This window comes from Hydrogenophaga intermedia (genome assembly GCF_000723405.1).
GTDB lineage: Bacteria > Pseudomonadota > Gammaproteobacteria > Burkholderiales > Burkholderiaceae_C > Hydrogenophaga > Hydrogenophaga intermedia.
The window spans coordinates 109,158-133,709 of record NZ_CCAE010000001.1 but is presented as its reverse complement, the minus strand read 5'-3'; the positions used below and the strand labels follow the sequence as shown (position 1 = coordinate 133,709).

Here is a 24,552-nt window from a genome sequence, read left to right as displayed (position 1 = left end):
GCCGCGCGGTTGACCGTGGTGGTCGAGGTTTCACTGAGAGGCCCAATAGGGCCTCAGCAGATCACCATGCCGGTGTTCTTCCAGCACGTCGTGGGTGAGCTGGATCAACCCCTCACGGCGGATCGCGTTCGAGACCCTCGTGATGTCCTCGCTGCTGATGGTGGCGGTGTCGGCGTTCGGCACGCCCTGATGCGCCAGCTCCCGCCGCGCGGCGGCGTCAATGCCATCGATGTCGCTGCAGGCCTGCTCGATCGCTTCCATGCGCTCGGGCTTCAGGGCGCTCAGTACATCGCGCCACGGCTTCCAGTCCGTCAGGAACACCTCGAACTGCGCGTCTTCGAAGGCGCGGATGTCTCGCACGGCGACGCTCACCTCGCGCATCTCCACCTCGGAGATGGCGGTTCGGGTGAACTGCGCGTAGGGGTTCTTGCGGATCTTCAGCGCGCCCTGGCTCCATTCAAGGAACGCCAGAATGACTTCGACCTCATCCACCTTCTCGTCGGGATCTTCACCCAGAGATATGTAGAGATTCCTGAGTTGCCTGATCTTGTCGTTGGCCTTGTCCATCAGCAGAGTGCGGCGCAACACCTGACGGGCGTGCTCGAGGATGGTGGGCAAGGAGAGGGGCCGCTGCTGGAGCAAGGCATGGCTCTCGCAAGCCAGTTCGACGAAATGCCAGGTGAGCGAGGCGCGGTCGATGCAGGTGTCGTCCGCGCCGACCGCCACTTCCATGACCAGGCGGGCCAGTGCGAGGTCCTTCCTCATGCTGGACAGCAGGTTGGCGATGCGGGCGCCGTGCGCCTGGGACGCGAACCTCTTGTCCTCGCTCAACTTCACCAGCAGACGCGCAAATTCGCCGGCACCGGGCAAGCTTTCCAGTTGTTGCCAATCGTGTTCTCGGGTGTGCGACGCTGGGGTGTCGGACCAGAACCCGAGCGCTTCGGCAATGGGGCCGGCGCAGCGATCCGGCTCGTCATTCGATACGGAATCGACGTCGAACGACTCGTCTTCGCTGGAGGGATAAGGAAGCAAGACCAGGACCTTGTCGGACAACTTGTCCACCCACTGTGGCGCCCGCCACAGGCGAAGGCCTCGAAGGTCGACCCGTTCGAGCATGGGCACTTCCCTGGGGTCGATGTCCACCGTGACCATGACGGGGTGGCTGATGGTGAGCTCCCGCAGCGTGACGGGCAGGCCGAGGATGCACCCGATCGGACAACCGATGAGCTCCAGCCGGCCGATGGTCCTGGGGGGCAGCGGGGGCAGGCGCAAGAGGTTCGGGTCCGCGAGGCACAGATCGACGTCGGTGAGCACATCGTCGCGCGACAGGGCCAGCACCTGCATGAGCTGTTGGTACAAGGCCTTGGGGTCGCCTTTGTGGTTGTCGGGGTCGCTCGCCCATTCCTTTAAGTTGTCCAGGTACCGCTGATCGTGCTCGATCAGGATGGCCTCGTAGCCGTCGGCCACACGCCTGGCCGCGCCGTGCAGCATCGAACGGCTATCGACGCCATGCGAGTAGGTGCGCGCCAGGATCTGCAACTTCAGAAGCGAGGCGCCAAGGGCCAGTACCTCCGCGTCACGGGAGCCATCGCACAGGATGACGTACGCCGTTTGCGACGTGCCGCGATACGCGTGAAGCTCCGCCAGGGTGTCCCTGGCGGCGGATGCGGTATCGAACTGAGCGCAGACCAGGGGCGTGTTGCCCATGGTGTACGTCAGGTCGTCCACGAGATCCGCATCCAGTGCGCTCAGGCGCCCGATCTTGATGAACACCAGGCCCAGCGGCGGGCCGGTGACCTGGGTGCACCAAGGCATGTCGATCAGGGACGGGGGCGACAGGTCCGATGAGGGCCCGACCTGGCCGTCAATCTGCGCATGCTGTGCGATGACCTGCGCGATGCACGTGTCCTCCCGCAGGTGCTCACCGCTGAAGACCACGACCGGCGCGGCCAGCCCCGTGCCCCCTGTGTCGCGCGCCAGGTCACCGAGCGTGTCCTTCAGGCCCGCCAGATCCGGATGCGCTTGCCCACCGGTGCCGCACTGGATGACGAGCGCGACCGTGCCCGCCCCGACGCGGCCCGCCAGCGTGCGTTGCACGTGCAACAGGCGGTCGTCCTCGGTGCCCATCTCAACCACCTGCACGCGTTCGCTCAGTGAGGTCTGCAAGGAGGCCAGGCAGTGGAACGCGTAGGCGTCCGCCGGGCCCAGGACCACGGCCACGCAGGCGATGGTTCGGTGATCGGATGGGTCCAGGTGCGCCTTCGTGATCCGGGGCGCGGCATCGCTGGGGTGGGCGCGCTCATCAACCGGTGACCGGCGTGAGGGCGAGCGGGAAGTTCTTTTTGTGTCCGGAACCATGGCGAGGCGGTGGCGGTGCGAGGGCCCACCTCGCGGTGCGGGCTGGGTAACGGCCTCGCGCGCCAGGGTTCCTCCCGCCATGGTGGGGTCTGTACGCCACCTGGCGTACAGACCCCGGCGGAGGTCGTCCCTAGCATCCCTCTCGACCGACCAGCCACGCTCACCCGATGGTGCGTGGCGGCGGTGGACCCCGACTCCACACCACCTTCCAGCCATTCCATCCAGGAGAAGCGCCATGTCGTCGAACACCTCCCAGCCGCGTCGCCTGACGCTCAAGACCCTCGCGGTGGCCGCCACCGTCGCCTCGCTCGGCTTCACCGGCCTCAGCGCCCACGCGCAGGAGACCATCAAGGTCGGCGTGCTGCACAGCCTGTCGGGCACCATGGCCATTTCGGAAACCGTGCTCAAGGACACGGTGCTGATGGCCATCGACGAAATCAACGCCAAGGGCGGCCTGCTGGGCAAGAAGCTCGAGCCCGTGGTGGTGGACCCGGCCTCCAACTGGCCCCTGTTCGCCGAGAAGACCAAGCAACTGCTGACGCAGGACAAGGTCGCCGTCATCTTCGGTTGCTGGACCTCGGTGAGCCGCAAGTCGGTGCTGCCGGTGGTGGAAGAGAACAACGGCCTGCTGTTCTACCCCGTGCAATACGAAGGCGAGGAACTCAGCCCCAACGTGTTCTACACCGGCGCCGCGCCCAACCAGCAGGCCATTCCCGCGGTGGAGTACCTGATGAGCAAGGACGGCGGCTCGGCCAAGCGCTGGGTGCTGCTGGGCACCGACTACGTCTACCCGCGCACCACCAACAAGATCCTGCGCGCCTTCTTGAAGAGCAAGGGTGTGGCCGACGCCGACATCATGGAGGAGTACACCCCCTTCGGCCACAGCGACTACCAGACCATCATCGCCAAGATCAAGACCTTCGCCGGTCAGGGCAAGAAGACGGCGGTGGTCTCCACCATCAACGGCGACTCCAACGTGCCCTTCTACAAGGAACTGGGCAACGCCGGCCTCTCCGCCAAGGACGTGCCCGTGGTCGCCTTCTCGGTGGGTGAGGAAGAGCTGCGTGGCGTGGACACCAAGCCGCTGGTGGGCCACCTGGCCGCCTGGAACTACTTCATGAGCATCAAGAGCCCGGCCAACACCGCGTTCGTGAAGAAGTGGAGCGACTACGCCAAGGCCAAGAACATCGCCGGCCACAAGGACAAGCCCATCACCAACGACCCGATGGAGGCCACCTACATCGGCTTCAACATGTGGGCGCAGGCGGTGGAGAAGGCCAAGAGCACCGACGTGGACAAAGTGCGCCAGGCCATGTACGGCCAGACCTTCCAGGCCCCGGGCGGCTTCATCTCCACCATGGACAAGGAAAACCACCACCTGCACAAGCCGGTGTTCATCGGCGAGGTGCGCGCCGATGGCCAGTTCAACGTGGTGTGGAAGACGCCGGGCCCCGTGGTGGCCGACCCGTGGAGCGACTTCATCCCCGAGAACAAGGGCAAGAAGAACGTGCCCACCAAGGCCGCCAAGGTCGCATCCAAGTAAGGCGGGGGTGTGATGCGGGGTGTGTTCGTCCGATGTTGTGTGCTGCTGGCCGCCTGGTGCGCGCTGGCGGGCCCCGCCCATGCGCTGACCGCGGCCGACGCGCTCGCGGTGGCGCGGGGCGACACGGACGACCGCATCGCCGCCATCACCCGCCTCGCTGGTTCGGGGGACGAGCGCGCCGCGGCCTTGCTGCGCGCGCTCGCCGCCGAGTCGCTGAAGTCCACCGAAACGCAGGTCTTCATCGTCGAGGGCGAGACCGCCCTCGACGCTACCAGCGGCCAGCCCGCGACCCTGCCCGACATGGCCGAGGACGCCATGCTCAACAACCGCCTGCGCGGCGTGCTTGACACCGCGCTGGCCGGCATCGAACTCTTCAGCGCCGGCCCCGATCGCCAGCGCGAGGCCGCGCGCAGCCTGCAGCGCAATGCTTTCAATGACCCGGACCCCGAGGGCCTGCCCTTGATCGAGAAGGCCCTCGCGATCGAACTCGACCCGCAGGCGCGCCAGTCGCTGGAGCTGGCGCAGGCGGCGATGCAGCTCGCCAGCGAGGATGAGGCGCAGCGCCTGGCGGCCGCCCTGAAGCTGGGAGAGGCGCGCCAGCCCATCGTGCGTCCGCTGATAGAAGAACGTTTGAAGAACGAAGCGAGTGCCCAAGTGAAGGCCGCGCTCGCGACATCACTCGCGGCCATCGATCGCCGCGTTGCCCTGGCCAGCGGCCTGGGCCAGGCCTTCACCGGCATCAGCCTGGGCAGCATTCTGCTGCTGGCGGCGCTGGGCCTGGCCATCACCTACGGGCTCATGGGCGTCATCAACATGGCCCATGGCGAGCTGATCATGATCGGCGCCTACGCCACCTGGCTCGTGCAGGGCGTCTTTCGCCAGTACCTGCCGGACTGGTTCGACTTCTACCTGCTGTTCGCGCTGCCCGCGGCCTTCGCCGCCTCGGCCCTGGTGGGTGCGGTGATGGAGCGCACGGTGATCCGCTTCCTCTACGGCCGCCCGCTGGAAACGCTGCTGGCCACCTGGGGCATCTCCCTGGTGCTGATGCAGATGGTGCGCAGCCTGTTCGGCGCGCAGAACGTGGCGGTGGAGAACCCGAGCTGGATGAGCGGTGGCGTCACCTTGCTCGGCAGCCTGAACCTGCCCTGGAACCGGCTGGTCATCCTGGCCTTCGCGGCGGCGGTGCTCATCGGCGTGTCGCTGCTCATCGCGCGCACGCGGCTGGGCCTGTTCGTGCGTGGCGTCACCCAGAACCGGCCCATCGCCGCCTGCATGGGCGTGAACACCGCGCGCATCGACACCTGGGCCTTCGCGCTGGGCTCGGGCATCGCCGGCCTGGCGGGTTGCGCGCTCTCGCAGATCGGCAATGTCGGGCCCGACCTCGGGCAGGCCTACATCGTGGACTCGTTCATGGTGGTGGTGCTGGGCGGCGTGGGGCAGCTCATGGGCACGGTGTACGCCGCGCTGGGTCTGGGCCTGCTCAACAAGTTCATCGAGGGCTGGGCCGGTGCGGTGCTCGCCAAGATCGCGGTGCTGGTCTTCATCATCGTGTTCATCCAGAAACGCCCGCAAGGCATCTTTGCCCTCAAGGGGCGCAGCGTGGAAGCATGAGCAAGATGCCGCTGTCGACAAGCGCCGTGGTGCTGCCCCCGCGCGCGCCATTGCTCACCCGCGCCGGCTGGAGCGCCTTTCTCGTCGCGCTGCTGGCCGTGTGCGCGCTGGCGCCCGTGCTCAATCTGCTGGTGCCCGCCGGCAGCGCCTTCCACCTGAGCGACTACATGGTCAGCCTGCTCGGCAAGATCATGTGCTACGCCATCTGTGCCCTGGCCATGGACCTGATCTGGGGGTACAGCGGCATCCTCTCGCTCGGCCACGGCCTGTTCTTCGCGCTCGGCGGCTACATGATGGGCATGTACCTGATGCGCCAGATCGGCCGAGACGGCCAGTACCAGAGCGATCTGCCGGACTTCATGGTCTTCCTGGACTGGAAGGAGCTGCCCTGGCACTGGGCGCTGTCCGACAGCTTCCTCGCCACGCTCGCGCTCATCGTGCTGGTGCCCGGCGGCGTGGCTTTCGTGTTCGGCTACTTCGCTTTCCGATCGCGCATCAAGGGCGTGTACTTCTCCATCATCACGCAGGCGCTCACCTACGCCGCGCTGCTGCTGTTTTTCCGCAACGAGACGGGCTTCGGCGGCAACAACGGCTTCACCGACTTCAAGCGCATCCTGGGCATCGCCATCGCCACGCCGCCCATGCGCATGTTCCTGTTCGTGCTGACGGGGCTGACGCTGCTGGGCTTTTTCCTGATGGCGCGCTGGCTGGTGCGCAGCAAGTACGGCCGCGTGCTGCAGGCCATCCGCGATGCGGAAAACCGCACCATGTTCTGCGGTTACGACCCGCTGCCCTACAAGCTCAGCATCTGGACGATCTCGGCCGTGATGTGCGGCATCGCGGGCGCCCTGTACGTGCCGCAGGTGGGCATCATCAACCCGAGCGAGATGACGCCAGCCAACAGCATCGAGATCGCCATCTGGGCGGCCGTGGGCGGGCGCGGCACACTGATCGGCCCCATCGTCGGCGCCTTCCTCGTCAACGGCGCCAAGAGCTGGCTCACCGTGACCTTTCCCGAGTTCTGGCTCTACGTGCTCGGTGGCCTGTTCATCGTCGTCACGCTGTTCATGCCGCAAGGCGTGGTGGGGCTGGTGAAGAAACTGATGCGCGGAGGCAAGGCATGACACCGGATCTCATGCAGGCCGGCGCGGAGCGCATGCAGAAGTTCGCGGGCCTCCTGCCCTCGGGCAACACCGCATCGGGCGGGCGAAGGGCGGGTTACTCGCGGCCTGTGGTGGCCGGCGAGGTCGATGTCACGCACGGCCGCATCCTCTATCTGGAAGACGTGCACGTCGCCTTCGACGGCTTCAAGGCCATCAACGGCCTGTCGCTGGATATCGCGCCCGGCGAGCTGCGCTGCATCATCGGCCCCAACGGCGCGGGCAAGACCACGATGATGGACATCATCACCGGCAAGACTCGGCCCGACAAAGGCACGGTGTACTTCGGCTCCACCATCGACCTGCTGCGCCACCGCGAGGCCGAGATCGCCGCACTGGGTATCGGCCGCAAGTTCCAGAAGCCCACGGTGTTCGAGCAGCTCAGCGTCTACGAGAACCTGGAGCTCGCGCTGGCGACGAACAAGCGCGTGTGGCCGTCCATGCACTTCCAGCCCAACGGCGAGCAGCGCGACCGCCTGGCCGAGGTGCTCACCACCATCCACCTGGCCGAACACGTGGCGCGCCGCGCGGGTGAGCTGAGCCACGGCCAGAAGCAGTGGCTGGAGATCGGCATGCTGCTGATGCAGGACCCCAAGCTGCTGCTGCTGGACGAGCCCGTGGCCGGCATGACGGACGAGGAGACCGAGCGCACGGCGCAACTCTTCCTCTCGCTCAAGGGCCACCACTCGCTGATGGTGGTGGAGCACGACATGGCCTTCATCCGCACCATCGCCGAGAAGGTGACGGTGCTGTGCGATGGCGCGGTGCTGGCAGAAGGCACGCTCGACGAGGTGCAGGCCGACGAGCGCGTGATCGAGGTTTACCTGGGCCGCTGAAGGACTGGACATGCTTGAAGTCAGGGACATTCACCAGTACTACGGCGGCAGCCACATCCTGCGCGGCGTGAGCCTGCAGGCCCGAGCGGGCGAGGTGAGCGTGGTACTGGGCCGCAACGGCGTGGGCAAGACCACGCTGCTCAAGTGCCTGATGGGGCTGGTGCCCACCAAGGCCGGCGATGTGGTGTTCGACGGCCAGTCCGTTCGCCACGCGCCGCCCTATGTGCGGGCCCACCTGGGCATGGGCTACGTGCCGCAGGGCCGCGAGATCTTCGCGCGGCTGACGGTGCAGGAGAACCTGCAGATGGGCCTGGCCACGCGCCCGCTGGGCACGCCGGTGCCGCCGCAACTGTTCGAACTGTTCCCCGTGCTCAAGCAGATGCTGGGCCGTCGCGGCGGGGACCTGTCGGGCGGGCAGCAGCAGCAACTGGCCATCGCGCGCGCCCTGGCCAGCAAGCCCAAGCTGCTGATCCTGGACGAGCCCACCGAAGGCATCCAGCCCAACATCATCAAGGACATCGGCCGCGTGATCCGCCAACTAGCCACGCAGGGCCTGGACGGCGAGCCCATGGCCATCGTGCTGGTGGAGCAGTACTACGACTTTGCCGAAGCCTTGGCCGACCGCTACCTGGTGATGGAGCGCGGCGAGGTCATCGCCAGCGGGCCGGGCAGCGAGATGCAGGAGAAGGGCGTGCGGCAACTCGTGGCGATCTGAAGCCAGCCACACCCGACCGCGCCGCTGGCGGGGTTTCTCCGCCATGCCCCTGGAATGGGGCGCAACATGGTCATGTCTCGGTCTGCGCGGCGCGCGGGCCCTGGACGTTCGTGCAGGAACGCCGCTTGCCGCGCGCAATGCCCATCAACTGTCGTGAGGGCCCTGCCATGACGCACAAGTACCCACCGCCCGACCAGGCCCTGGCCGAGCACCCCAAGGACTATTCCGATCCCGAGCTCAAGGAATACACCGACGAGTTCGCGCAGGACATCCTCGACGAGGTGACGCCCATCATGCCGCTCGTGCTGCCGCTGATGGCCGTGCTGCAGATGTTCATGCTGGCGTTCATCGCGGTGGTGATGGCCTAGTATCCCGGTTCAACTGGGCGAGTTCGCCCAGACCCACTTGATCAACAGCTCGCCAGGCGGTGCAGAGCCCCGTGCGCAGCCGTTCTGCTCGGCCTTTTGAACGCATCGATCAAGGCGTTGCCGGGACTCGTGCGGCAGTTCGAGACCCTCCAGCTTGTTCAGCGTCGCGGCCCAGACACCGATCAGAGGATGGTCGAGCGTTTCCAGGCAGTTCAGGGCAATGTTGATGGTGTTCGCGTCCGCTGGGGCCTGCGCGCCGTGGCCGCAAGCACCGCGGCCACGGCGCGCAGGCCGACATCGCTGTCGTTGTGATAGTCGAGATGCTTCCGCAAGGCATCGAGGACCATTTGGGTGGTGAGCGTCACTTGGCTGTTTCCAACGTGAAACCTGATGAACGGACGGCCCATGTGTTCGTAGACCATGGCGATCACCACGAACTGGAGCAGTGCCGGAACGGCGATGTTTTCATCATGGACCTCGCGCAATGCGTCCATGAGCCGATGCACCGCGCTCAAGTGCCAGGTGTTGCCCTCCTGCGGGTTCGTCAAGGACCGACATAGAAACATCGCCATCAGGGTCGGGATGGTGCGATACGGCAATTGCGCCTTGGGCGCTGCGGTCGCGGCTTTCACAAGGCCCATCAATGGGCCGAGACAAGTTTCGAAATCTTCTGGCGTAGCAAGGCCCATGTGTGCATCCACCCACACCTGAAGCCGTTGCACGGGTGTCAATGGCCATTTGCGGTCCGGCATCTTCTCCAGGCGCTGAAACAGGATCCGGGGGGCTGTTTTGATCAGATCCATCTTCACCGGGAAGCGTCTTTTGGAAGTCGGCTCTTTGCAGCCGATGAGTGCAAGCGTGTAGAAGCAGGACAGGTGAACGTAGGGTTGGATGCGTTCCTGAAACTGCTTGCTGACGGTGCAAAGGCCGGCATTGAAGCGCGCGATGGTCCAGGCGTCTTCGACGGTGGTGGCTCTGGAGGGATCCGCCGCCGCGTGCTCGATGACCTGCGACTGGGCGTCCGCATGCAGGTCGTTGAACCCGGTGCGGGGCAAGGCGAGGGATAGGGTTTGGGATACGGGTGTCGTGCGGTTCATGGTGGCTCCAGAGGGGAGGGCCTCAGTCACCAGATCTCCCTCGGAGTTCCCCCACCGGCTCAGTCCACCGGGCGCGCGTCCAGCAGGCCCACGCGCTCCGGCGCCCGATACCCCGCCGGCAGCGCCACCCCGCCCGGCGTCACACCGGTGTGGTCGCCCAGCCGCAGCGGGCGCGCGCGGTAGCTCTGGCGCATGGCGTCCACGCGCTGCTGAAGCGTTTCCCTAGTGGCGATGCGTTCGGCGTGCCGCTGCAGCACCTGGTGCGCCGATTCGATGAGTTTGGCGTTGCGCGTGCGCTCGGCCTCGGTGAGCAACTGCTCCACGGTGCCGGTGGGGTCGCCCTTGAGGCTCAGGCGCATGGCCTGTTCGGACAGGCCGAGCACGCGCGCGTGCCCCTGGCGCAGGGTTTCGGCCCAGGGCTCGTTGCCTTTGGCGGCGCAGGCCAGCAGCTCGCTCATCGCGCGGCTGGTGCCGAAGCGCAGGGCGATGGCGGTGATGGCGGTCTCGGCGTCGGGCGGCGTGGCGCCGCGCTGCGCCATGCGCACCATCAGCGTGACGAGGTTGCACGCGCTTTCGGTGTCGAAGCCGGGCGAGAGCACCTCGCGCATGAGCCGCACCGTGGTGTCCAGCGCCGCCGCGTTCACCTTGTTGTGCAGATTGTTGATGGCGGCGGCCACTTCATGCAGGCGGCGTGGGCGCTCGGGCTCGAAGCTGCGGTCTGCCGTGCGCGCGAGCTGGTCCACGCAGCGCTGCAGACCACGCGTGTCGTTGTTGTCGAAGCGCGCCAAGGCCAGCAGCACCAAGGCCTGCGGGTCGAACAGTTTGGAGTCCACGCCCAGGCGCGCGGCGCGGTCCAGCAGGGCCACGCCTTCGCCACGGTCACCGCCGTAGAAGGCCAGCATGCCGTGCTTGAGCAGGCGGCTCACCGAATGCGGCGTCAGGCGCGTGGCCATGGCGTAGGTGGACAGGGCCTGATCGAACTGCCCCAGCTCGAACTGCGCGCGGCCCATCACGTCGTAGGCGTCGGCGTAGCTGTCGTCGTCCGCCAGCAGGCTTTCGATGGTGGTGACGGCCTTGGCCGGCACGCCGGATTCGAGCTGCGCGCGCGCCACGCCCAGGCGGGCCCAGGGCAGGGTCTTGGCTTCGATCACCGCCTCGTACAGGCGCTGTGCCTCGCCGATGTGGCCGGCACGCAGCAGCAGTTCGGCACCGATGCGGGCGGCGTACAGCCAGTAGTCCTGCCGGGTCTCGAAGCGCGCCAGGCACAGGGCGGTGGCGTGGTCGAAGTCCTGCGCGTCGATGGCGCTGAAGATGGCGTGCAGCACCTTCTTGCGCTGGCGCGCGAGCTGGATGCGCTCGCCCAGGCTCGCGGCGGTGTGCGGCTTGAGCAGGTAGGCGTCCAGCGCGGATTCGGCCGCTTCGGCCACCTTGCTGTAGGTGGCCTCGGCGGTGAGCATCATGAACACCGTGTGGAAGGGCAGGATCTGGTGGCGGCGCAGGTCGTCCAGCAGTTCCTGGCCGGAGTAGCTTTCCTTGTCGAAGCTTTGTTCGCAGACGACCACGTCGTAGTGCTGGGCCTCCAGGCGGCGGCGGGCGTCGTGCACGCGCGCGCACTGGGCAACGTTGCCCACGCCCAGGTCGCGCAATTGCGACACGATGATCGCGCGCGACTGCGCGTTGCCCTCGATGACGAGGGCGGCGGCGGTGTGCAGGGGGTTGTCGGCGACGAGCATGAAGGGGCACGGTCCGCAGTGGGCCGTGTGGGCATTCTGCCGGAGGGCCGGCGCGGGAATGCGGAGAAAAGCGGGGCAAGGAGCGCGCTGATCTGCGGTTGCAGAGGTGGGGCGTGGCTTATTGGCCGTACAGATCCGTCGTCGCACTCCTGAGCACTCTTATCGCGTAGAAGAAATTGCCGTCTTTGTCGAAGTTTTCTTCTAATACGAAATGCATTCCCTTGTGGACAAGGAGTTGCTGTTGGAGGTAGGTGATGTGCTCTTTGATGGCGGTCAGCAAGTCTTGCCGCAGCAGCTTCTTTTTGTCGTAGTCGTGTTGTCCGTTGATCAACCGTGTCACGTAGTCCTCGATGTACGTGACCTGTCGGTCGGTTCTTGTCTGGCGCAAGGCCCAATGGAGTCGCATCGCTTCGCTGGAGAAGCTCAGCCCCTGGTCTTGCGTCGGGTTGGCGATCGGGATGGCGCCGTTGAAGCCGTTGGGGTCAAGGCCGTTGGATGGGGCGCCGGTGAGTGTGATGCACGGGACGCCCATGTTTTGGCACAGCGAGTCGCACACCGCTTGCCGGGCCGGCACCGACAGGCCTTCCACGATGGCGGCCAGTTGTTTCACCAGCTCGCGTTCATGGCCGTTTTGCGCGCAGGCATTGCAGGCTGAGTCAGCCTGGCGGTCTATGGCTGCCATCAAGGTCTTGCTGCTGCTGAGCCACTCGGTGAGCGTCATGCGCTTCAAGACCTGGGTCACCCAATCCGACACCGGGTACTTGGCATGGCGGAACTCCAGCGTGTTCAACCAGGCCGCAGCCGTGGGTGCCACCAACAGGATGCGAAGCAGGTTCGAGAGCTGATTGACCGTGGGATGGTGATCGTCGGACTCATCCGGTAGGCCAAGTGCCCAACGAATCTCCGTCCAGATCACGTCCATCATGTAGTCGCTTGCGTCGATGCCAGGGGGCAGTGATCGGGCCAGGGCCTCGATCTTTGCCAGTTCCTCCATTGACTCCACGTGCGGCAACAATGCGCGCAGGCCGGCCAGGCAATGCTCGGCCGCTTGCTTCTGTCTTGTTGGCTCGCTGGACTCTACGGCGTACCTGTTTTTGAGCTGCAGCAGATGGCCATCGATGAAGCAGGGCGCATTGGCGGCGAGGTGGGCGGGTTCGCACAGCCAGAGCAACAGCCCATGGATCCGTGCCGCTTTGTCGCGGCTTTCGTCCGCTGGCTCCAGCACAAGGGTCGGTGCACCCGTGCGGGCCCTTTGTTCAAAGCGCGACACGATGCCCTTCAGCAGGCTGGGTAGCAGGGCCACCTGGATGGCCTCTTCCGGGCATTGGGTGACCAGCAAGTCCAGCATGTCCTTTAGCTGATTGATGGACGCCTCCTGCAGAGGCTTCTCCAGGTGTGTGAGGGCGCTCAGGAGGCCGGGGGGCAGGTAGCCGGCGGGCAAATTCTGACCGGGCCAGGGCCGTTTCTGGTTGTCGCGCAGCGGTTTCAGCAAGGCCTCCATGTACTGGCGCGGGTTGGTTCCCCAGCGGTCGCCCAGACTCAGCAGACGGTGTTCGGAATAGGGGTTGGGATAGGCGCGTTCCAGTGTGGCGATCGCCAGGGAGCGCATGTCGCCCGGCAGGGAGCGTATGGCGCCCGACAGGATCAGTGACTGGTTTTCGGCGTGCTGGACAAGCCGTTCCACCAACTCGCCCATGCCCGGGCGCTGCTTGAACTCGAGTGCCGTCTGCACGAACGCGTCCAGGTCTTTCTGGGTGCGAACCTCAGGTACCTTGGCCAGCAGGTGGTCGACCAGCGGGCTTCGTTGGGTCGGGGTGTTGGGTTCAGCCCAGTGCGTGAGCACGATGGCGTCCAGGTCCGCTGGCAGATCAGGGGCTTCCCTGTCCAGCGAGGCTTGCGCCTCCTCGAGCTCGGTCGCGTTCTCCGCGGAGGGCTCTTTTTTTTCCGGGGCGCGCCGGTCGTACCGCAGGAAGCTCGTCGAACTCAGGAAGGGGGAGTGTTTGGAGTGGACTTGATTTTTTTGCATGGCACACCGATGGCGGAGGAGACGCGGCGGCAGCCGCGCAAAGCCGCCATGAGTGCATACCCGCCATCGGCCGGTTCCGGTCAACCGGCTTCATGCCTTCGGGCAACGCCCGAGGCACGGCGCTGCCCGCGCGTTCACACCCGCCAGATGCGCGGTGCCGTGTGCCCCAGCCCCCAGGCCTGTTCGCGCAGTGCCGCCCACACGCGCTGCAGCGCGGCCATGAGCGGTTCGACCTGCGGCGCGAGCGCACGCACCACGAGCAGACGCGCCTCGGGACTGGTGGCGCCCGCCTGCACCTCGGGCGCGGTGCCGGCCAGCGCGGCGCGCACCGTGTCGAGCAAGGCCTCGCGCCGGGCGTCGTGCCAGGCCGTGCCTTGCGCGAGCCACAGCGTGCCCATGGCCCGCTGCCCGGCCAGGCCCAGCGGGCTGTTGAGCAAGCGCGTGTCGGCCGCATCAATGCGCGCGCGTTCCAGCCACACGCCGGGCCACTGCACTTCCTGCAGCAGCGTTCCTTGGGTGAAGGCCTGGCCGGCAGCGGGCAGGCCGAGGGCGCAGACGTCCCAGCCCAGGCATTCGCCGCCGGGTTCGATGTCCATCGTCAGCGCGTTGCGCGCCCGGCAGTCGGGGTAGGCGATGGTCTCCAGCGGCAGCCATTCCAGGCGAGCACCCTCGGCCACGCTCAGGCGCACATGCTGCGCGGCCTCGGCGCCGTCGCTGCGGTAGAAGCGCGTGGCGCCGGGCGTGCTGATGAGGGCGTGCGCGCCGGGCTCTGCCCGCACGGAGATGTCGAGCGTGTCGCCGCCCACCAGCCCGCCTGGCGGGTGCACGACCACGTTGTGGCAGATGCCCGCGCCTTCGGGGTACAGGCTCTTGAGGATGCGCAGCGGGCCGTTGTGGCGGTGCTGCAGCGTGGTGCGTTCGCCGTCGCGGCGGTAGCTCAGGTCGAGGGTGGCGTGCCAGGGCATGCGGCGAGTGTAGGGTCGCTCCAGTCGAGTACCGGCGCGCTCACCCCCTCGGGCAGCCGCGTGCAGGCCAGGCGCAGCACGTGGCCTTCCGGGTCGGCCAGCACGGCCTGCCATTGGCCGTAGTAGGTGGGGAAGGGGCCTTGCACCACGCGGCCACCCAATGCGCTGGCGAGTCGCGCCAGGCGGTCGACGTCGGCTGGTGTGGGCAGCTCGAAGGTGGCGTAGGAGGTGACCGGCGCGTTGCGCGCTTCGCCCGCGCGCCCGGCGAGACCGAGCAGGCCGTAGGCGGGCGGCGCGTGCAGGCCGAGCAGGAAGCCCGGCCCCAGCAACCCACGGAAGATGGGCGAGCGGCTGTGCGTGGCCTCGGGCAGCTTGAACAGGCCCTGGTAGAAGGCGAGCTGGGCCTCGACATCGCGGCAGAACAGGCTGTAGACGAGTTTCATGCCGCCGCTTTCAGACCATAGGTCTTGAGGTACATGTCGCGCAGGTGTTCACCGGCGGTGCAGGGTTCGTGGCGCGGGACCTCGCCTTCGGGCACGGTGCCGGGCAAGGGCTCGATGCGCGTGAGGTAGTCGGGGTCGTAGAAGAAGGGGACGGAGTAACGCGCCCGGCCGCCCGAGTGCAGGTTGCGCACGCGGTGCGGGTTGGAGCGGTAGAGGTCGTTGGTCCAGCGCGGGATCATGTCGCCGAGGTTGATGACGAAGCTGCCGGCCAGCGGCGTGGCCGCCACCCATTGGCCGTCGGGCATCCGCACCTCCAGGCCACCGTGCGCGTCCTGCGCGAGCACGGTGATGGCGCCCCAATCGGTGTGTGCGCCGGCGCCGAAGCTGCGCTCGTCGGCGTCGGCCGGGTGCGGCGGGTAGCGCAGCATGCGCAGGGTGACGAGGGGGTTGGCGTCGCTGCCGTCGAAGTGGTGTTCGTCCAGGCCGAGCGAGACGGCCAGCAACTGCATCAGCCGCCGGCACAGGGCCAGCATGGTCTGGATGTAGGCCTCGCACTGGGCCGGGGCGTGCGGCAGTTCGGCCGGCCACTGGTTGTGGCCGTAGCCCTGGTAGCCCGCGCGCACGTAGGGGTGGTCGTCGGGGTAGGCCATGCCGCAGTAGAAGCTCTCCTTCATGTCGGGCCGGGCCTCGGCGTCCAGGGTCTGTTCGCCCAGGGTCTCGAAGCCGCGCATGGAGGGCGAGTGCCGCACCGAGAGCGCCTCGCGCCGCTCGGGCGGCAATTCGAAGAGCTGGCGCGTGAGCTCGAACTGCGCGCGCACCTGCTCGTCGGGCACGCCGTGGCCCACGAGGTAGAAGAAGCCCGAGGTGGTGCAGGCCTCGCGCAAGGCGCGCGCCACCTCGGCGGTTCGTGGGCTGCCGGGTGTGCCGGCGCCGCTCAGGTCGATGACGGGAATGCCCATGGCGCGCCTCCGGCGATCAGGCCTTGAGCCGGCGATCGGCCGGCGCGGGCAGGAAGCGGTCGGTCCACATGTCGGCGATGGCCAGGCGGCTGGCCAGGCCGAAGGCCGCCACGGTCTCGTCGATGGTGGCCTGCAGGCGCGGCGTGGTGGCCGCGCCCCAGCCGTCGCGGCGGGTGGCGGGCGTGTCCATGGTGGTGTCGATGATGAGTTGCAGGCGCTCGAGTTCGATGGCTTCGTCGAGCAGCGGGTCGCGCGCCTTGAGCGCGGACGCGGCGGCGCGCGGGTCGGCGATGGCCTCGATCCAACCCTGTGTGCTGGCCTTGACGAAGGCGCGCATGGCCTCGGGCGATTCGGCCATGGGTTTGGGCGCGGCGACGATGCCGTTGCCGTAGGAGTTGACGCCCAGCTCGCTGTAGCGGAAGGCGCGCAACTGGTCAGCGCCCATGCCGCGCGATTTGAGGTTGAGCAGGCCGGTGAAGTAGAAGATGGCCAGGGCGTCGAAGTCGCCCTTGACGAAGCGCGTGTAGCCGATATCGGGCGCGACGTTCTCCCACTTGACGCCACTGCCGTCGAAGCCCTGTGCCTTGGCCAGCACGGGGAACATTTTGCGCGAGGCGTTGAAGGGTTGGCCCACGATGGTTCGGCCGGCCAGGTCGGCGGCGCTGCGGATCGGGCCGTCCTTGCGCACGATCACCGCGTTGGGGTTGAGGTCGTACTGGATGGCCACCGCCGAGAGCTTGTTGGCGGGGTTGTTGGTGTTGAACTCGATCATGGTGCCGAGGTCGGCCGAGGCGGCGTCGTACGCACCGGTGGCCACCAGGCTGATGGCGGCGGCCGAGCCGTTGCCGGTGTCCACCGCTACGTCGAGACCGGCCTGGCGGTAGTAGCCGCGCTGCGCCGCGAGCACGAAGCCCGCGCCGGACGCTTCCACTTTCCAGCCGAGGTTGAACTTGAAGCGCTGCAGGCTGCCTTGCGCGCGCAGGAAGGGCGTGGCGCCGAGCAAGGACGCGGCGGCGGCGGAGTGGAGGAGGGCACGGCGTTTCATGGAGGCTCCTGGTGGGTGGGGTTCAGGGATGGGGTTCAGGCTTTCCAGAAGCCTTCGTGCGCTTCGCTGGATTCGTCGATCAGCGCGGGTCCGATGCAATCGATGGCGTGCGGTGAGGCGGCGAAAACGTCGCGGCAGGACAGCTCGGCGTCGCGTTGCTCGGCGCGTTCGCCACGGAACACGCGCAGGCGCACCGCGTCGATGCCGTAGACCACGCGGCCGATCGCGCTCCAGAAGATGGCGCCGGCGCACATGACGCAGGGTTCGGCGGAGGAATAGAGCGTGGCGCGCGCGAGCGTCTCGCGGTCGACGCGCTGGCCGAGCTGGCGCACGGCGTTGGTTTCGGCGTGGCCGGTGCAGTCGCCGGTTTCCGTGGTGTTGCAGTACGCCTCGGCGAGCACGCGGCCGTCGTCGGCGATGACGACCGCGCCAAAGGGCCGGTTGCCGCGGTCGCGCGCCACGCGCGACCAGGCGATGGCCTGGCGCAGGTAGCGGCCGTCGCGTTCGTCGAGCGCGACTTCGTCGAGCAGATCAACGCTCATGCCTTGATCGTCCGCGCGTCCAGCGAGGGCAGGAAGCCGCGGTGGAAGATGCCTTCCACGCTGGGGCGCATCTTGAGCTTGAAGACCTCGCTGACCTCGTCTACCTGTTGCTCCAGCGTGCGCTTGAGCACGTCGCCCAGGCCGTGGCCGCGCGTGTCGGCGGCGGCCACGTACTCGCGCGTGATGCGCCAACGCTCCAGCTCCACGGCCTCGTTGAGGATGGGCTCGCGCACCTTGGTGGCCGCGATGGCGGCCACCGGGTCGGCGAAGCTTTCCTGAATGGCGCGGTTGGTGGCGCGCAGGAAGGCGCTCACGGCCGCGGGGTTCTGCGTGATCATGGCGTTGCTGGCCAGGATGGCGTTGCCGTACAGGTTCACGCCCGCATCGGTGTACTTCAGCACCGACAGCTCTTCGGGCTTCATGCGCGCGAACAGCGAGACGGCGGAGTCGTGGAAGTAGGTGGCGGCGTCGACGTCGCCGCGCACCATCACGTTGTCGCGTGCGGAGAAGTCGGTGGTGGACCACTGGAAGAAGTCCTCGCCCACGCGCAACTGGCGCGCCACCATCGGCCAGGCGCGGCGTGTGGATTCAACCGCTGCCGCCGCTACCTTCTTGCCCTGCAGGCTCTTGAAGTCGCTGGTGACGCCGCGGTCCTTGCGGCCGATGATGGCGAAGGGCGCGCGGTTGTAGTACTGGTACACGGCCTGTACCGCGGGCGTGCCGCCGTTGGCCGCCTGAAACTCGATGAGCGAGCTGATGTCGCCCAGGCCCATCTGATAGGCGCCGCTGACGATGCGTGTGATGGACGCCACCGAGCCCGAGCCCACGTCGATGCTCACGTCCAGGCCCTCGGCCGCGTAGTGGCCGCGCTGCTGCGCGAGGAAGAAGGGCGATGTCTGGCCCGTGACGCGGAAGTCCAGCGTGAACTTGATGGGGGTGGGCTTGGGGGCGCCCTGCGCCCACACGGCGGGTGCCGCGAGCGCGGCAGTGGAGGCGAGGGACTGGGCGAGGAAGCGGCGGCGCTGCATGGCGGTTCTCCGGCAAAGCTGTTGGCAACCCGCTGCGCGCAGCGGGGGCTACAGAGCAATTTCCGGGCGGGTGCGTGGGGCGACCCGCTGAACGCTTCTACTCCTGCCGAGCGGGCTTGCACGAGCCGTGCCAGCCCACGGCGCCGTTGCCTGCACCGCCGCGGTGCGCGTGTTGCGCGCCAGCAATGGCCTGTGTCTTGCTACAGTTCGGGCTCAGAGTAGAAGCGTTCAGCCCGCGTCACGCGAGCAGGAAATTGCTCTTGAGCCCCCACGTTCAAGTCCAAGCCGTTTCCCCCAGGAGTGCTTCCATGCTCGTCACCCAGCAAGCCGTCTTCCGCCGCCACTGGCACGCCGTCATCCCGCTGACGGAACTGAAGGACGGACCCCAACCGTTCACGCTGCTCGGCGAGAACATCGTTCTCTTTCTCGACGAACACGGCGAGCCCGCCGCACTCAAGGACCGCTGCTGCCACCGCACGGCCAAGCTCAGCAAGGGCTGGTGCAAGAACGGCAACATCCAGTGTGGCTACCACGGCTGGGTCTACAACCGCGAAGGCCGCGTGGTCGAGATTCCGCAGTACGGGGCCGACCGCGAGATCCCCAAGGACTACGGCACACCGGCCTACCGCTGCGTGGCGCGCCATGGCTACGCCTGGGTGGCGCTGGAGGAACCCGAGGCCGACATCCCCGAGATGCCCGAGTTCGGTGCACCGGGTTGGCGCACCATCTTCCAGTTCTACGAGACCTGGCAGACCAGCCCGGTGCGCGCGCTGGAAAACTCGTTCGACAACTCGCACTTCAGCTTCGTGCACCGCGCCACCTTTGGCGTGGCGGCGCAGCCCAAGCCCAGCAAGTACGAGCTCATCGAAAACGATCAGGGGTTCTACGCGGAGACGGTGATCGACGCCGCGAACCCGAAGCGCTTTCAGCGCATCAGCGGCGTGACCGATCCGATCACGCAGCGCCACATGCGCAACGCCTACATGCAGCCGTTTTCACGCCGGCTCGACATCGAGTACCCCAGCGGCGTGCGCCACGTCATCATCAATTGCTTCACGCCCATCGACGATGGGCGCATCCAGTTGTGCCAATGGCTGTTCCGCAACGACACGGAGGAAGACTGCCCGGCGCAGATGCTGATCGACTTCGACGCGGAGATCACGCGCGAGGACAAGGACATCCTGGAGAGCACCGACGCCGATGCGGTGGTGGACCTGCGTCGGCGCGGGGTGGAGTTTTCGATGGAGTCGGACCGGCCGGGGATCCTGATCAGGCGACGCTTGATGGCGATGCTGGCGGCGGCGGGGGAGGCGGAGGTGCACCGCTGACGGCCTGAGTCTTCAGGTATCGGCCTCGTGCTCACTGCCGAGTAGCAGCGTCTTGCGCGATTCGTTGTTCATCCGCTCGAGCACGAGCTTTCGCAATGGCGCAGGGAAGGCCTCGGCAAGCCATTGCGCATGGGAGCGCGCCGGAGTGCCTCGGGCGACTTCGTTGAAAAGTTCGAGCACTTTGGCTTCGAGTTCGGCTTGGCGCTGTTGCACTCGATTGTCCAGGCAGGTGAGGCTGTCCCAATGGCGGGCGATCCACGATAGTGTCAGGACGCGGGTCGGCGAACTTGGGTACCAGGGCGGGGATGTCATCTCCATGAGGGCATACAAGCGCGCGCCTCTGGCGTCTCGCGTGGAGCGCTTGTTGAGATCGTCCAGGCGCTTGCAGCGAACCTTGGCGGCTTCGAGGGTTTCGGTCGTCAAGGTCTCTCGCCACACATTGTTGACGTATTCGTTCGTTGCGTGGCCAATCCTGTCGAGCGACTGCAGATCCTCGTTCACGCGCACCTGAACATCGATGGGATAGTGGTTCCAATGTGTCATCAGCAGCAAGACGATGTCATTGAACCTCCGTGGATCGCTGGACAGTCCTTGCTGAAACGCGAAGGCCAGGACGGTCAGTGGCAGTCGTCGCATGCCATCAAGCTCATCCTCGGGAACGCCTGGCGTGCGAGCGAGCTTGGACGCCGCCTGCAACAGGGCGCGCACCACCATGGCGCCGACAAAGTGCGATCGATCGGTGTGCAACAGGTGCTGCAGCAGATTGCGGACAGCCGAGGCGAGGTGTTGAGCCTCCATGCCTTCGAATACCGCCGGCATGGGTTGCTGAGGTCGGTCGTCTTCGCCGGACTCAATGGGGAATGAGCGCGTCTCGTGGTGCTCGAGGACGAATAGGCGCGCGTAGCTGGCGCAATGGGCGTCCATGGTGCCGGACAGCGCGTGTCGCCAACGCGTGTTGACCAGCGACAGGCGCGCGATGCTCAGAAGATTGACGCGCATCTTCTGCGTGGACTCCGCATCGGTGGATTCTTTGACAGAGACCAGAAGTAGCGTAACCAGGTACTGGACCACTTCTGAAGGCCATTCGGGAACCGCCCGACCGGACTCCGTGCTGTCAAGCTGCGGGCCAATGCTCTTGATCGGGTCGTCGCCACTTTCTCTGGGGCGTTTGTCTCCGGACGCGTAGTGGCCGCGTGTCAATGACGTGGTCTGGGAGGAGATCATGTCGCTGGGGTCCCGGTGTTGCGTCCCGTCCGGACGGACGAGATTCTGAGCACCTGCGTAACCCCGTCGCCTGACTCGGTTCACGTCGCTGGACGGGCGTCCTCGAATCAGCGTGCCGTCCAGAACCCCCGGTGCGGCGCCACCATCTCATCCACCAGCGCGTCGACCGGGCCGATCACCTCGACCGGCTTTTGCCCGCGCGCGAACACCTCGCGACACGGCAGCGAGAGCGTGGGGTTCTCTTCGTGGTCACCCGTGAGCGCGAGCAGTGCCTCTTCACTCGCCCCGTACACCACGCGCCCGATGCCGGCCCAGTACACCGTGCCCGCACACATGGCGCAGGGCTCGAAGGTCGTCACCAGCGTGCAGTCGCGCAGGTAGGCGCCCGGCCAGGTGCTGGCCGCGTGCCGGGCGAGCGTGGACTCGGCGTGGTTCACCGTGTCGATGTTGCCCTGCTCGGCGAGCACGGTCTCGCCGTCGGGCGCCACCAGCAGCGCGCCGAAGGGGTGGCGGCCCATGCCGGCGGCGCGCCGCGCCACGTCGTTGGCGCGGCGCAGATGGCGCGCGATCTGCTCGTCGGTCATGCGTTCTGGGAACCCCGGTGCGCCCAGCCGGTGGTGTGCTTTTCCACGAAGCTGAACAGCTCGTACATCGCCATGGCCATCACGCCCACCACCAGCAGGCCGCTGAAGGCCAGGCCCATCTGCATGGACGAGCCGGCGGAGATCAGCAGGTAGCCGATGCCTTCGTTGGAGGCCGTCATCTCCGAGACGGTGGTGCCCACGAAAGCCAGCGTGATGGCGACCTTGAGCGAGCCGAAGAAGTAGGGCATGGAGCGCGGCAGGCCGACCTTGGTGAGCACGTCCCAGCGCTTGGCACCCAGCACGCGCAGCACGTCTTCCAGCTCGGGCTCCAGCGTGGCCAGACCGGTGGCGATGTTGACCATGATGGGGAAGAACGAGATGAGGAAGGCCGTGAGGATGGCCGGGCCCACGCCGATGCCGAACCACACCACCAGGATGGGCACGAAGGCGGCCTTGGGCAGGGCGTTGAAGGCGGTCATCAGCGGGTAGACGGCCGCATAGGCCAGGCGCGAACTGCCGATGAGGAAGCCCAACAGCACGCCCACCACGATGGCCAGGCCGAAGCCGGCCATGGTGACCCAGTAGGTGCGCCAGGCGTGGCCCAGGATGGTGGTCTTGTGCTCCAGCGTCTGTTCCCAGATGCGCGAGGGGCTGGGAAAGATGAACTCGGACACGCCGAAGCCGGCGGTGATCACTTCCCAGACCACGATGATCGCGATCAGCAGCAGCAGCGGAGAAAAGCGCTCGATGTTCTTGCGTTGTTTGCTCGTCATGGACATGGAGCGCTCACTGGTTGATGACGGCGCCGCTCTTGCGCATGGCGCCGATGTGCCCACGAAGTTCATGGACGATGTCGGTGAAGCCCTTGGTGTAGGTCACATCGAGCTCGCGCGTGCGCGGGATCTCGATCTCGCGCTTGACGACGAAGCGCCCCGGGCTCTTGCTCATGCAGTAGACGGTGTCGGCCAGGAAGACCGACTCGCGCAGGTCGTGCGTGACGAGGATGACGTTGAAGCGCTGCGCTTCCCACAGGTCGCGCAGGGTGCACCACAGTTCTTCGCGGGTGAAGGCGTCGAGCGCGCCGAAGGGCTCGTCGAGCAGCAGCATCTTGGGTTCGTGGATGAGCGCGCGGCAGATGCTGGCGCGTTGCTGCATGCCGCCTGACAGCTCCCAGGGAAACTTCTTGCCCATGCCGCCCAGGCCCACGCTCTCCAGCAGCTTGTGCGCGCGTTCCTCGAATTCCTTGCGACGGTCCTTGAACTGGTGGCGGAAGGGTTCGACGATTTCCAGCGGCAGCAGCACGTTGTCGAGCGTGGTGCGCCAGGGCAGCAGTGAGGGCGCCTGGAAGGCCATGCCCGAGATCTTGAGCGGGCCGGTCACGGGTTGGCCGTCGATGCGGATCTTGCCCATGCTGGGCATCTTCAGGCCCGTGGTGAGCTTCATGAAGGTTGACTTGCCACAGCCCGAGGGGCCGACGATGGCGATGAACTCGCCCTGTTTCACCTTGAGGTTGATGTCCTCGACGGCGAAGACGTTCTTGGCGAGCAACTCTTCGTTGTAGGCGAGCCAGACCTGGTCGAAATCGACAAAGGGGGCGTCGCTCGCTGGGGCGGTGGTCGACATGGACGGCTTTCTTCGAAAAAAAGGCCAGCCGCGCGGTGGTGGCTGGCCCTGTGCTGAGCGAGGGTCTTATTTCTTGGCCGGCGGCAGGATGTCGAGCTCGGCCTTGGTCGGCAGCATGGAGCCGTTCCAGATCTTGGCGGGGTCGACGCGGGTCTTGGTGCCGTAGGCGTCGGACACCTGAGAGGCCATCAGGGCCAGGCGGCCCGGCACGACCTGGCCGAAGCCTTCCTTGCGCGCGTCGGGGCTGGCGACCACGGCGTCGATGGCCAGGGCCAGGCGGCGCGTTTCCAGGGGCACGTTGATGATGCCGTCGCGCGCCTTCACGGTGTCGATGGCGCCGGCCGGGTTGGCCATCACTTCCTTGGCGCCCTTGGCGAAGGCGGTCAGGAAGGACTTCACCGCGCCGGGGTTCTCGGCGATGAGCTTGGGCGAGGCGACGATGACGTTGCCGTAGAGCTTCACGCCGTGGTCGGCGTAGGGCAGGATGACCACGTCTTCCGTCTTCACGCCGCGCGCCTCCAGGTTGAGCAGCGAGGTGAAGGAGAAGCCGGTGATGGCGTCGATGTCGCCGCGCACCAGCATGGTTTCGCGCAGCGGCGGGTCCATGGAAGTCCAGGCCACGCTGTTGATGCCATTGGCTTTCTGGAAGACGGGGAAGCCCTTGCGGCCGGCGTCGAACACGGGCGCGCCGAGCTTCTTGCCCTCCAGGTCCTTGGGCTTGGTGATGCCGCTCTTCTTGAGTGCGAGCACGGCGGCCGGCGTGTTGTTGTAGACCATCATCACCGCCACGGGCTTGTTGGGCGCGTCGGGGTTGTTGGCGTGGAACTCCATCAGCGCGGCCAGGTCGGCGAAGCCCATGTCGTAGGTGCCCGAGGCCACGCGCGTGACGGTGCCGCCCGAGCCGTTGCCGGCGTCGATGGTGACGTCCAGCCCGGCCTGCTTGAAATAGCCTTTGGCGGCGGGTTGCAGGAACAGGGCGGCGGGGCCTTCGAAACGCCAGTCGAGCTGGAACTTGATGGGGGTCTGCGCGTGCGCGGCGCCCACGAAGCTGGTGGCCAGGGCCAGGGCGGCGGTGGTCTGGAGGAAGCGGCGTTTGTTCATGGTTTCTCCAAGGCTGGGCGGTGGTCGTCGTTGTGATGGCACGCCCGCCGGGGGTGGGCGCGGTGAAGAACGGATAGCAACATCGGTGCCAGTGGCAAGGCCCTGAAGCGCGGGGCAGCGGCGAGGTCGCCGAAAGGCCTTTTGCACACGGAATCTGTATACACATTCTCCGCGCGCGGCCGGGCCAGGGTCATCCTGACATACCCTGAAATGACGCGCCCCACGACGGTGCGGGCACCGGCGTGGGGCGCATTCTTGCCCCG

At 66.8% G+C, this 24,552-nt stretch carries 22 protein-coding genes; 7 read left to right on the top strand and 15 right to left on the bottom strand.

All coding sequences use genetic code 11. From position 1 onward, the window contains the following. Nucleotides 1-30: 30 nt before the first annotated feature. The gene (locus BN948_RS00635) at nucleotides 31-2,220 is read right to left on the bottom strand and encodes an NEL-type E3 ubiquitin ligase domain-containing protein (RefSeq protein WP_035619968.1); all 2,190 of its coding nucleotides are present in this window, start codon (nucleotides 2,218-2,220) and stop codon (nucleotides 31-33) included. A gap of 373 nt (nucleotides 2,221-2,593) precedes the next feature. Between BN948_RS00635 and urtA the strand changes: the two genes are divergently transcribed. From urtA to BN948_RS00605, 6 genes are all read left to right on the top strand, one after another. Beyond that, nucleotides 2,594-3,901 carry an urea ABC transporter substrate-binding protein gene (gene urtA / locus BN948_RS00630; protein WP_009519969.1) on the top strand — a complete coding sequence of 436 codons (1,308 nt, stop codon included), beginning with the start codon at nucleotides 2,594-2,596 and terminating at the stop codon, nucleotides 3,899-3,901. Nucleotides 3,902-3,913: 12 nt separating this feature from the next. Further along, nucleotides 3,914-5,512, top strand: a complete 1,599-nt coding sequence (urtB, locus tag BN948_RS00625; protein WP_009519970.1) for an urea ABC transporter permease subunit UrtB — start codon at nucleotides 3,914-3,916, stop codon at nucleotides 5,510-5,512. Beyond that, complete coding sequence (urtC, locus tag BN948_RS00620; protein WP_009519971.1) at nucleotides 5,509-6,636, top strand: urea ABC transporter permease subunit UrtC; 1,128 nt, start codon at nucleotides 5,509-5,511, stop codon at nucleotides 6,634-6,636. Before urtB ends, urtC begins: the two co-directional genes overlap by 4 nt. Further along, nucleotides 6,633-7,508 carry an urea ABC transporter ATP-binding protein UrtD gene (gene urtD, locus BN948_RS00615; RefSeq protein ID WP_009519972.1) on the top strand — a complete coding sequence of 292 codons (876 nt, stop codon included), beginning with the start codon at nucleotides 6,633-6,635 and terminating at the stop codon, nucleotides 7,506-7,508. Before urtC ends, urtD begins: the two co-directional genes overlap by 4 nt. A 10-nt stretch (nucleotides 7,509-7,518) precedes the next feature. Next, nucleotides 7,519-8,223: an urea ABC transporter ATP-binding subunit UrtE gene (gene urtE / locus BN948_RS00610; RefSeq protein WP_009519973.1), complete on the top strand. Its 705-nt coding sequence runs from the start codon at nucleotides 7,519-7,521 to the stop codon at nucleotides 8,221-8,223. Between the two features lie 167 nt (nucleotides 8,224-8,390). Then, entirely contained in the window at nucleotides 8,391-8,591 is a 201-nt protein-coding gene (locus BN948_RS00605; protein ID WP_009519974.1) for a hypothetical protein, read from the top strand. Between the two features lie 212 nt (nucleotides 8,592-8,803). On the opposite strand, the gene BN948_RS00600 is transcribed toward BN948_RS00605, so the two are convergent. The 9 genes from BN948_RS00600 to BN948_RS00560 all read right to left on the bottom strand — a co-directional run bounded on the left by BN948_RS00600 (nucleotide 8,804) and on the right by BN948_RS00560 (nucleotide 18,429). Further along, nucleotides 8,804-9,688 carry a hypothetical protein gene (locus tag BN948_RS00600; protein WP_009519975.1) on the bottom strand — a complete coding sequence of 295 codons (885 nt, stop codon included), beginning with the start codon at nucleotides 9,686-9,688 and terminating at the stop codon, nucleotides 8,804-8,806. A gap of 59 nt (nucleotides 9,689-9,747) precedes the next feature. Beyond that, complete coding sequence (locus BN948_RS00595; protein ID WP_009519976.1) at nucleotides 9,748-11,421, bottom strand: response regulator; 1,674 nt, start codon at nucleotides 11,419-11,421, stop codon at nucleotides 9,748-9,750. A 118-nt stretch (nucleotides 11,422-11,539) separates the two neighbouring features. Further along, nucleotides 11,540-13,447 (bottom strand): hypothetical protein, encoded by a 1,908-nt coding sequence (locus tag BN948_RS00590; RefSeq protein ID WP_009519977.1) that lies wholly within the window; start codon nucleotides 13,445-13,447, stop codon nucleotides 11,540-11,542. 134 nt (nucleotides 13,448-13,581) lie between these two features. Further along, nucleotides 13,582-14,412, bottom strand: a complete 831-nt coding sequence (locus tag BN948_RS00585) for an urease accessory protein UreD (RefSeq protein ID WP_009519978.1) — start codon at nucleotides 14,410-14,412, stop codon at nucleotides 13,582-13,584. After that, on the bottom strand, nucleotides 14,385-14,855 hold the full coding sequence (locus BN948_RS00580) for a VOC family protein (protein WP_009519979.1): 471 nt from the start codon (nucleotides 14,853-14,855) through the stop codon (nucleotides 14,385-14,387). Before BN948_RS00580 ends, BN948_RS00585 begins: the two co-directional genes overlap by 28 nt. Further along, nucleotides 14,852-15,814, bottom strand: coding sequence for an isopenicillin N synthase family dioxygenase (locus BN948_RS00575; RefSeq protein ID WP_009519980.1), 963 nt, complete (start codon nucleotides 15,812-15,814; stop codon nucleotides 14,852-14,854). The genes BN948_RS00580 and BN948_RS00575 overlap by 4 nt, the downstream gene beginning before the upstream one ends. A gap of 16 nt (nucleotides 15,815-15,830) precedes the next feature. Next, entirely contained in the window at nucleotides 15,831-16,859 is a 1,029-nt protein-coding gene (locus tag BN948_RS00570) for an ABC transporter substrate-binding protein (protein WP_009519981.1), read from the bottom strand. Nucleotides 16,860-16,894: 35 nt separating this feature from the next. Continuing rightward, the gene (locus BN948_RS00565; RefSeq protein ID WP_009519982.1) at nucleotides 16,895-17,401 is read right to left on the bottom strand and encodes a nucleoside deaminase; all 507 of its coding nucleotides are present in this window, start codon (nucleotides 17,399-17,401) and stop codon (nucleotides 16,895-16,897) included. Beyond that, a complete protein-coding gene (locus BN948_RS00560) occupies nucleotides 17,398-18,429 on the bottom strand; it encodes an ABC transporter substrate-binding protein (protein ID WP_009519983.1) in 1,032 nt (343 codons plus the stop codon). The genes BN948_RS00565 and BN948_RS00560 overlap by 4 nt, the downstream gene beginning before the upstream one ends. A gap of 308 nt (nucleotides 18,430-18,737) precedes the next feature. On the opposite strand from BN948_RS00560, the gene BN948_RS00555 reads away from it, so the two are divergent. After that, nucleotides 18,738-19,757, top strand: coding sequence for an aromatic ring-hydroxylating dioxygenase subunit alpha (locus tag BN948_RS00555; protein WP_009519984.1), 1,020 nt, complete (start codon nucleotides 18,738-18,740; stop codon nucleotides 19,755-19,757). A gap of 12 nt (nucleotides 19,758-19,769) precedes the next feature. Here the strand turns inward: BN948_RS00555 and BN948_RS00550 are convergent, their stop codons facing one another. The 5 genes from BN948_RS00550 to BN948_RS00530 form a co-directional block, all read right to left on the bottom strand. Continuing rightward, complete coding sequence (locus tag BN948_RS00550) at nucleotides 19,770-20,981, bottom strand: hypothetical protein (RefSeq protein ID WP_009519985.1); 1,212 nt, start codon at nucleotides 20,979-20,981, stop codon at nucleotides 19,770-19,772. 107 nt (nucleotides 20,982-21,088) lie between these two features. After that, on the bottom strand, nucleotides 21,089-21,565 hold the full coding sequence (locus BN948_RS00545) for a nucleoside deaminase (RefSeq protein WP_009519986.1): 477 nt from the start codon (nucleotides 21,563-21,565) through the stop codon (nucleotides 21,089-21,091). Further along, entirely contained in the window at nucleotides 21,562-22,344 is a 783-nt protein-coding gene (locus tag BN948_RS00540; RefSeq protein ID WP_009519987.1) for an ABC transporter permease, read from the bottom strand. The genes BN948_RS00545 and BN948_RS00540 overlap by 4 nt, the downstream gene beginning before the upstream one ends. Before the next feature lie 7 nt (nucleotides 22,345-22,351). Continuing rightward, nucleotides 22,352-23,188, bottom strand: coding sequence for an ABC transporter ATP-binding protein (locus tag BN948_RS00535; protein WP_009519988.1), 837 nt, complete (start codon nucleotides 23,186-23,188; stop codon nucleotides 22,352-22,354). A 66-nt stretch (nucleotides 23,189-23,254) separates the two neighbouring features. Beyond that, complete coding sequence (locus BN948_RS00530; protein WP_009519989.1) at nucleotides 23,255-24,289, bottom strand: ABC transporter substrate-binding protein; 1,035 nt, start codon at nucleotides 24,287-24,289, stop codon at nucleotides 23,255-23,257. Between the last annotated feature and the right edge of the window lie 263 nt (nucleotides 24,290-24,552).

Excerpts from the sequence above, each read along its gene's own strand:
- BN948_RS00540 (WP_009519987.1), bottom strand. The coding sequence starts at position 22,344 with ATGTCCATGACGAGCAAACAACGCAAGAACATCGAGCGCTTTTCTCCG.
- BN948_RS00590 (WP_009519977.1), bottom strand. The coding sequence starts at position 13,447 with ATGCAAAAAAATCAAGTCCACTCCAAACACTCCCCCTTCCTGAGTTCG.
- BN948_RS00565 (WP_009519982.1), bottom strand. The coding sequence starts at position 17,401 with ATGAGCGTTGATCTGCTCGACGAAGTCGCGCTCGACGAACGCGACGGC.
- BN948_RS00575 (WP_009519980.1), bottom strand. The coding sequence starts at position 15,814 with ATGGGCATTCCCGTCATCGACCTGAGCGGCGCCGGCACACCCGGCAGC.
- BN948_RS00585 (WP_009519978.1), bottom strand. The coding sequence starts at position 14,412 with ATGCCCTGGCACGCCACCCTCGACCTGAGCTACCGCCGCGACGGCGAA.
- BN948_RS00560 (WP_009519983.1), bottom strand. The coding sequence starts at position 18,429 with ATGCAGCGCCGCCGCTTCCTCGCCCAGTCCCTCGCCTCCACTGCCGCG.
- BN948_RS00555 (WP_009519984.1), top strand. The coding sequence starts at position 18,738 with ATGCTCGTCACCCAGCAAGCCGTCTTCCGCCGCCACTGGCACGCCGTC.
- BN948_RS00580 (WP_009519979.1), bottom strand. The coding sequence starts at position 14,855 with ATGAAACTCGTCTACAGCCTGTTCTGCCGCGATGTCGAGGCCCAGCTC.
- urtE (WP_009519973.1), top strand. The coding sequence starts at position 7,519 with ATGCTTGAAGTCAGGGACATTCACCAGTACTACGGCGGCAGCCACATC.
- BN948_RS00535 (WP_009519988.1), bottom strand. The coding sequence starts at position 23,188 with ATGTCGACCACCGCCCCAGCGAGCGACGCCCCCTTTGTCGATTTCGAC.
- BN948_RS00545 (WP_009519986.1), bottom strand. The coding sequence starts at position 21,565 with ATGACCGACGAGCAGATCGCGCGCCATCTGCGCCGCGCCAACGACGTG.
- BN948_RS00600 (WP_009519975.1), bottom strand. The coding sequence starts at position 9,688 with ATGAACCGCACGACACCCGTATCCCAAACCCTATCCCTCGCCTTGCCC.
- BN948_RS00570 (WP_009519981.1), bottom strand. The coding sequence starts at position 16,859 with ATGAAACGCCGTGCCCTCCTCCACTCCGCCGCCGCCGCGTCCTTGCTC.
- urtA (WP_009519969.1), top strand. The coding sequence starts at position 2,594 with ATGTCGTCGAACACCTCCCAGCCGCGTCGCCTGACGCTCAAGACCCTC.
- urtB (WP_009519970.1), top strand. The coding sequence starts at position 3,914 with ATGCGGGGTGTGTTCGTCCGATGTTGTGTGCTGCTGGCCGCCTGGTGC.
- BN948_RS00605 (WP_009519974.1), top strand. The coding sequence starts at position 8,391 with ATGACGCACAAGTACCCACCGCCCGACCAGGCCCTGGCCGAGCACCCC.
- BN948_RS00595 (WP_009519976.1), bottom strand. The coding sequence starts at position 11,421 with ATGCTCGTCGCCGACAACCCCCTGCACACCGCCGCCGCCCTCGTCATC.
- urtC (WP_009519971.1), top strand. The coding sequence starts at position 5,509 with ATGAGCAAGATGCCGCTGTCGACAAGCGCCGTGGTGCTGCCCCCGCGC.
- BN948_RS00550 (WP_009519985.1), bottom strand. The coding sequence starts at position 20,981 with ATGATCTCCTCCCAGACCACGTCATTGACACGCGGCCACTACGCGTCC.
- urtD (WP_009519972.1), top strand. The coding sequence starts at position 6,633 with ATGACACCGGATCTCATGCAGGCCGGCGCGGAGCGCATGCAGAAGTTC.
- BN948_RS00530 (WP_009519989.1), bottom strand. The coding sequence starts at position 24,289 with ATGAACAAACGCCGCTTCCTCCAGACCACCGCCGCCCTGGCCCTGGCC.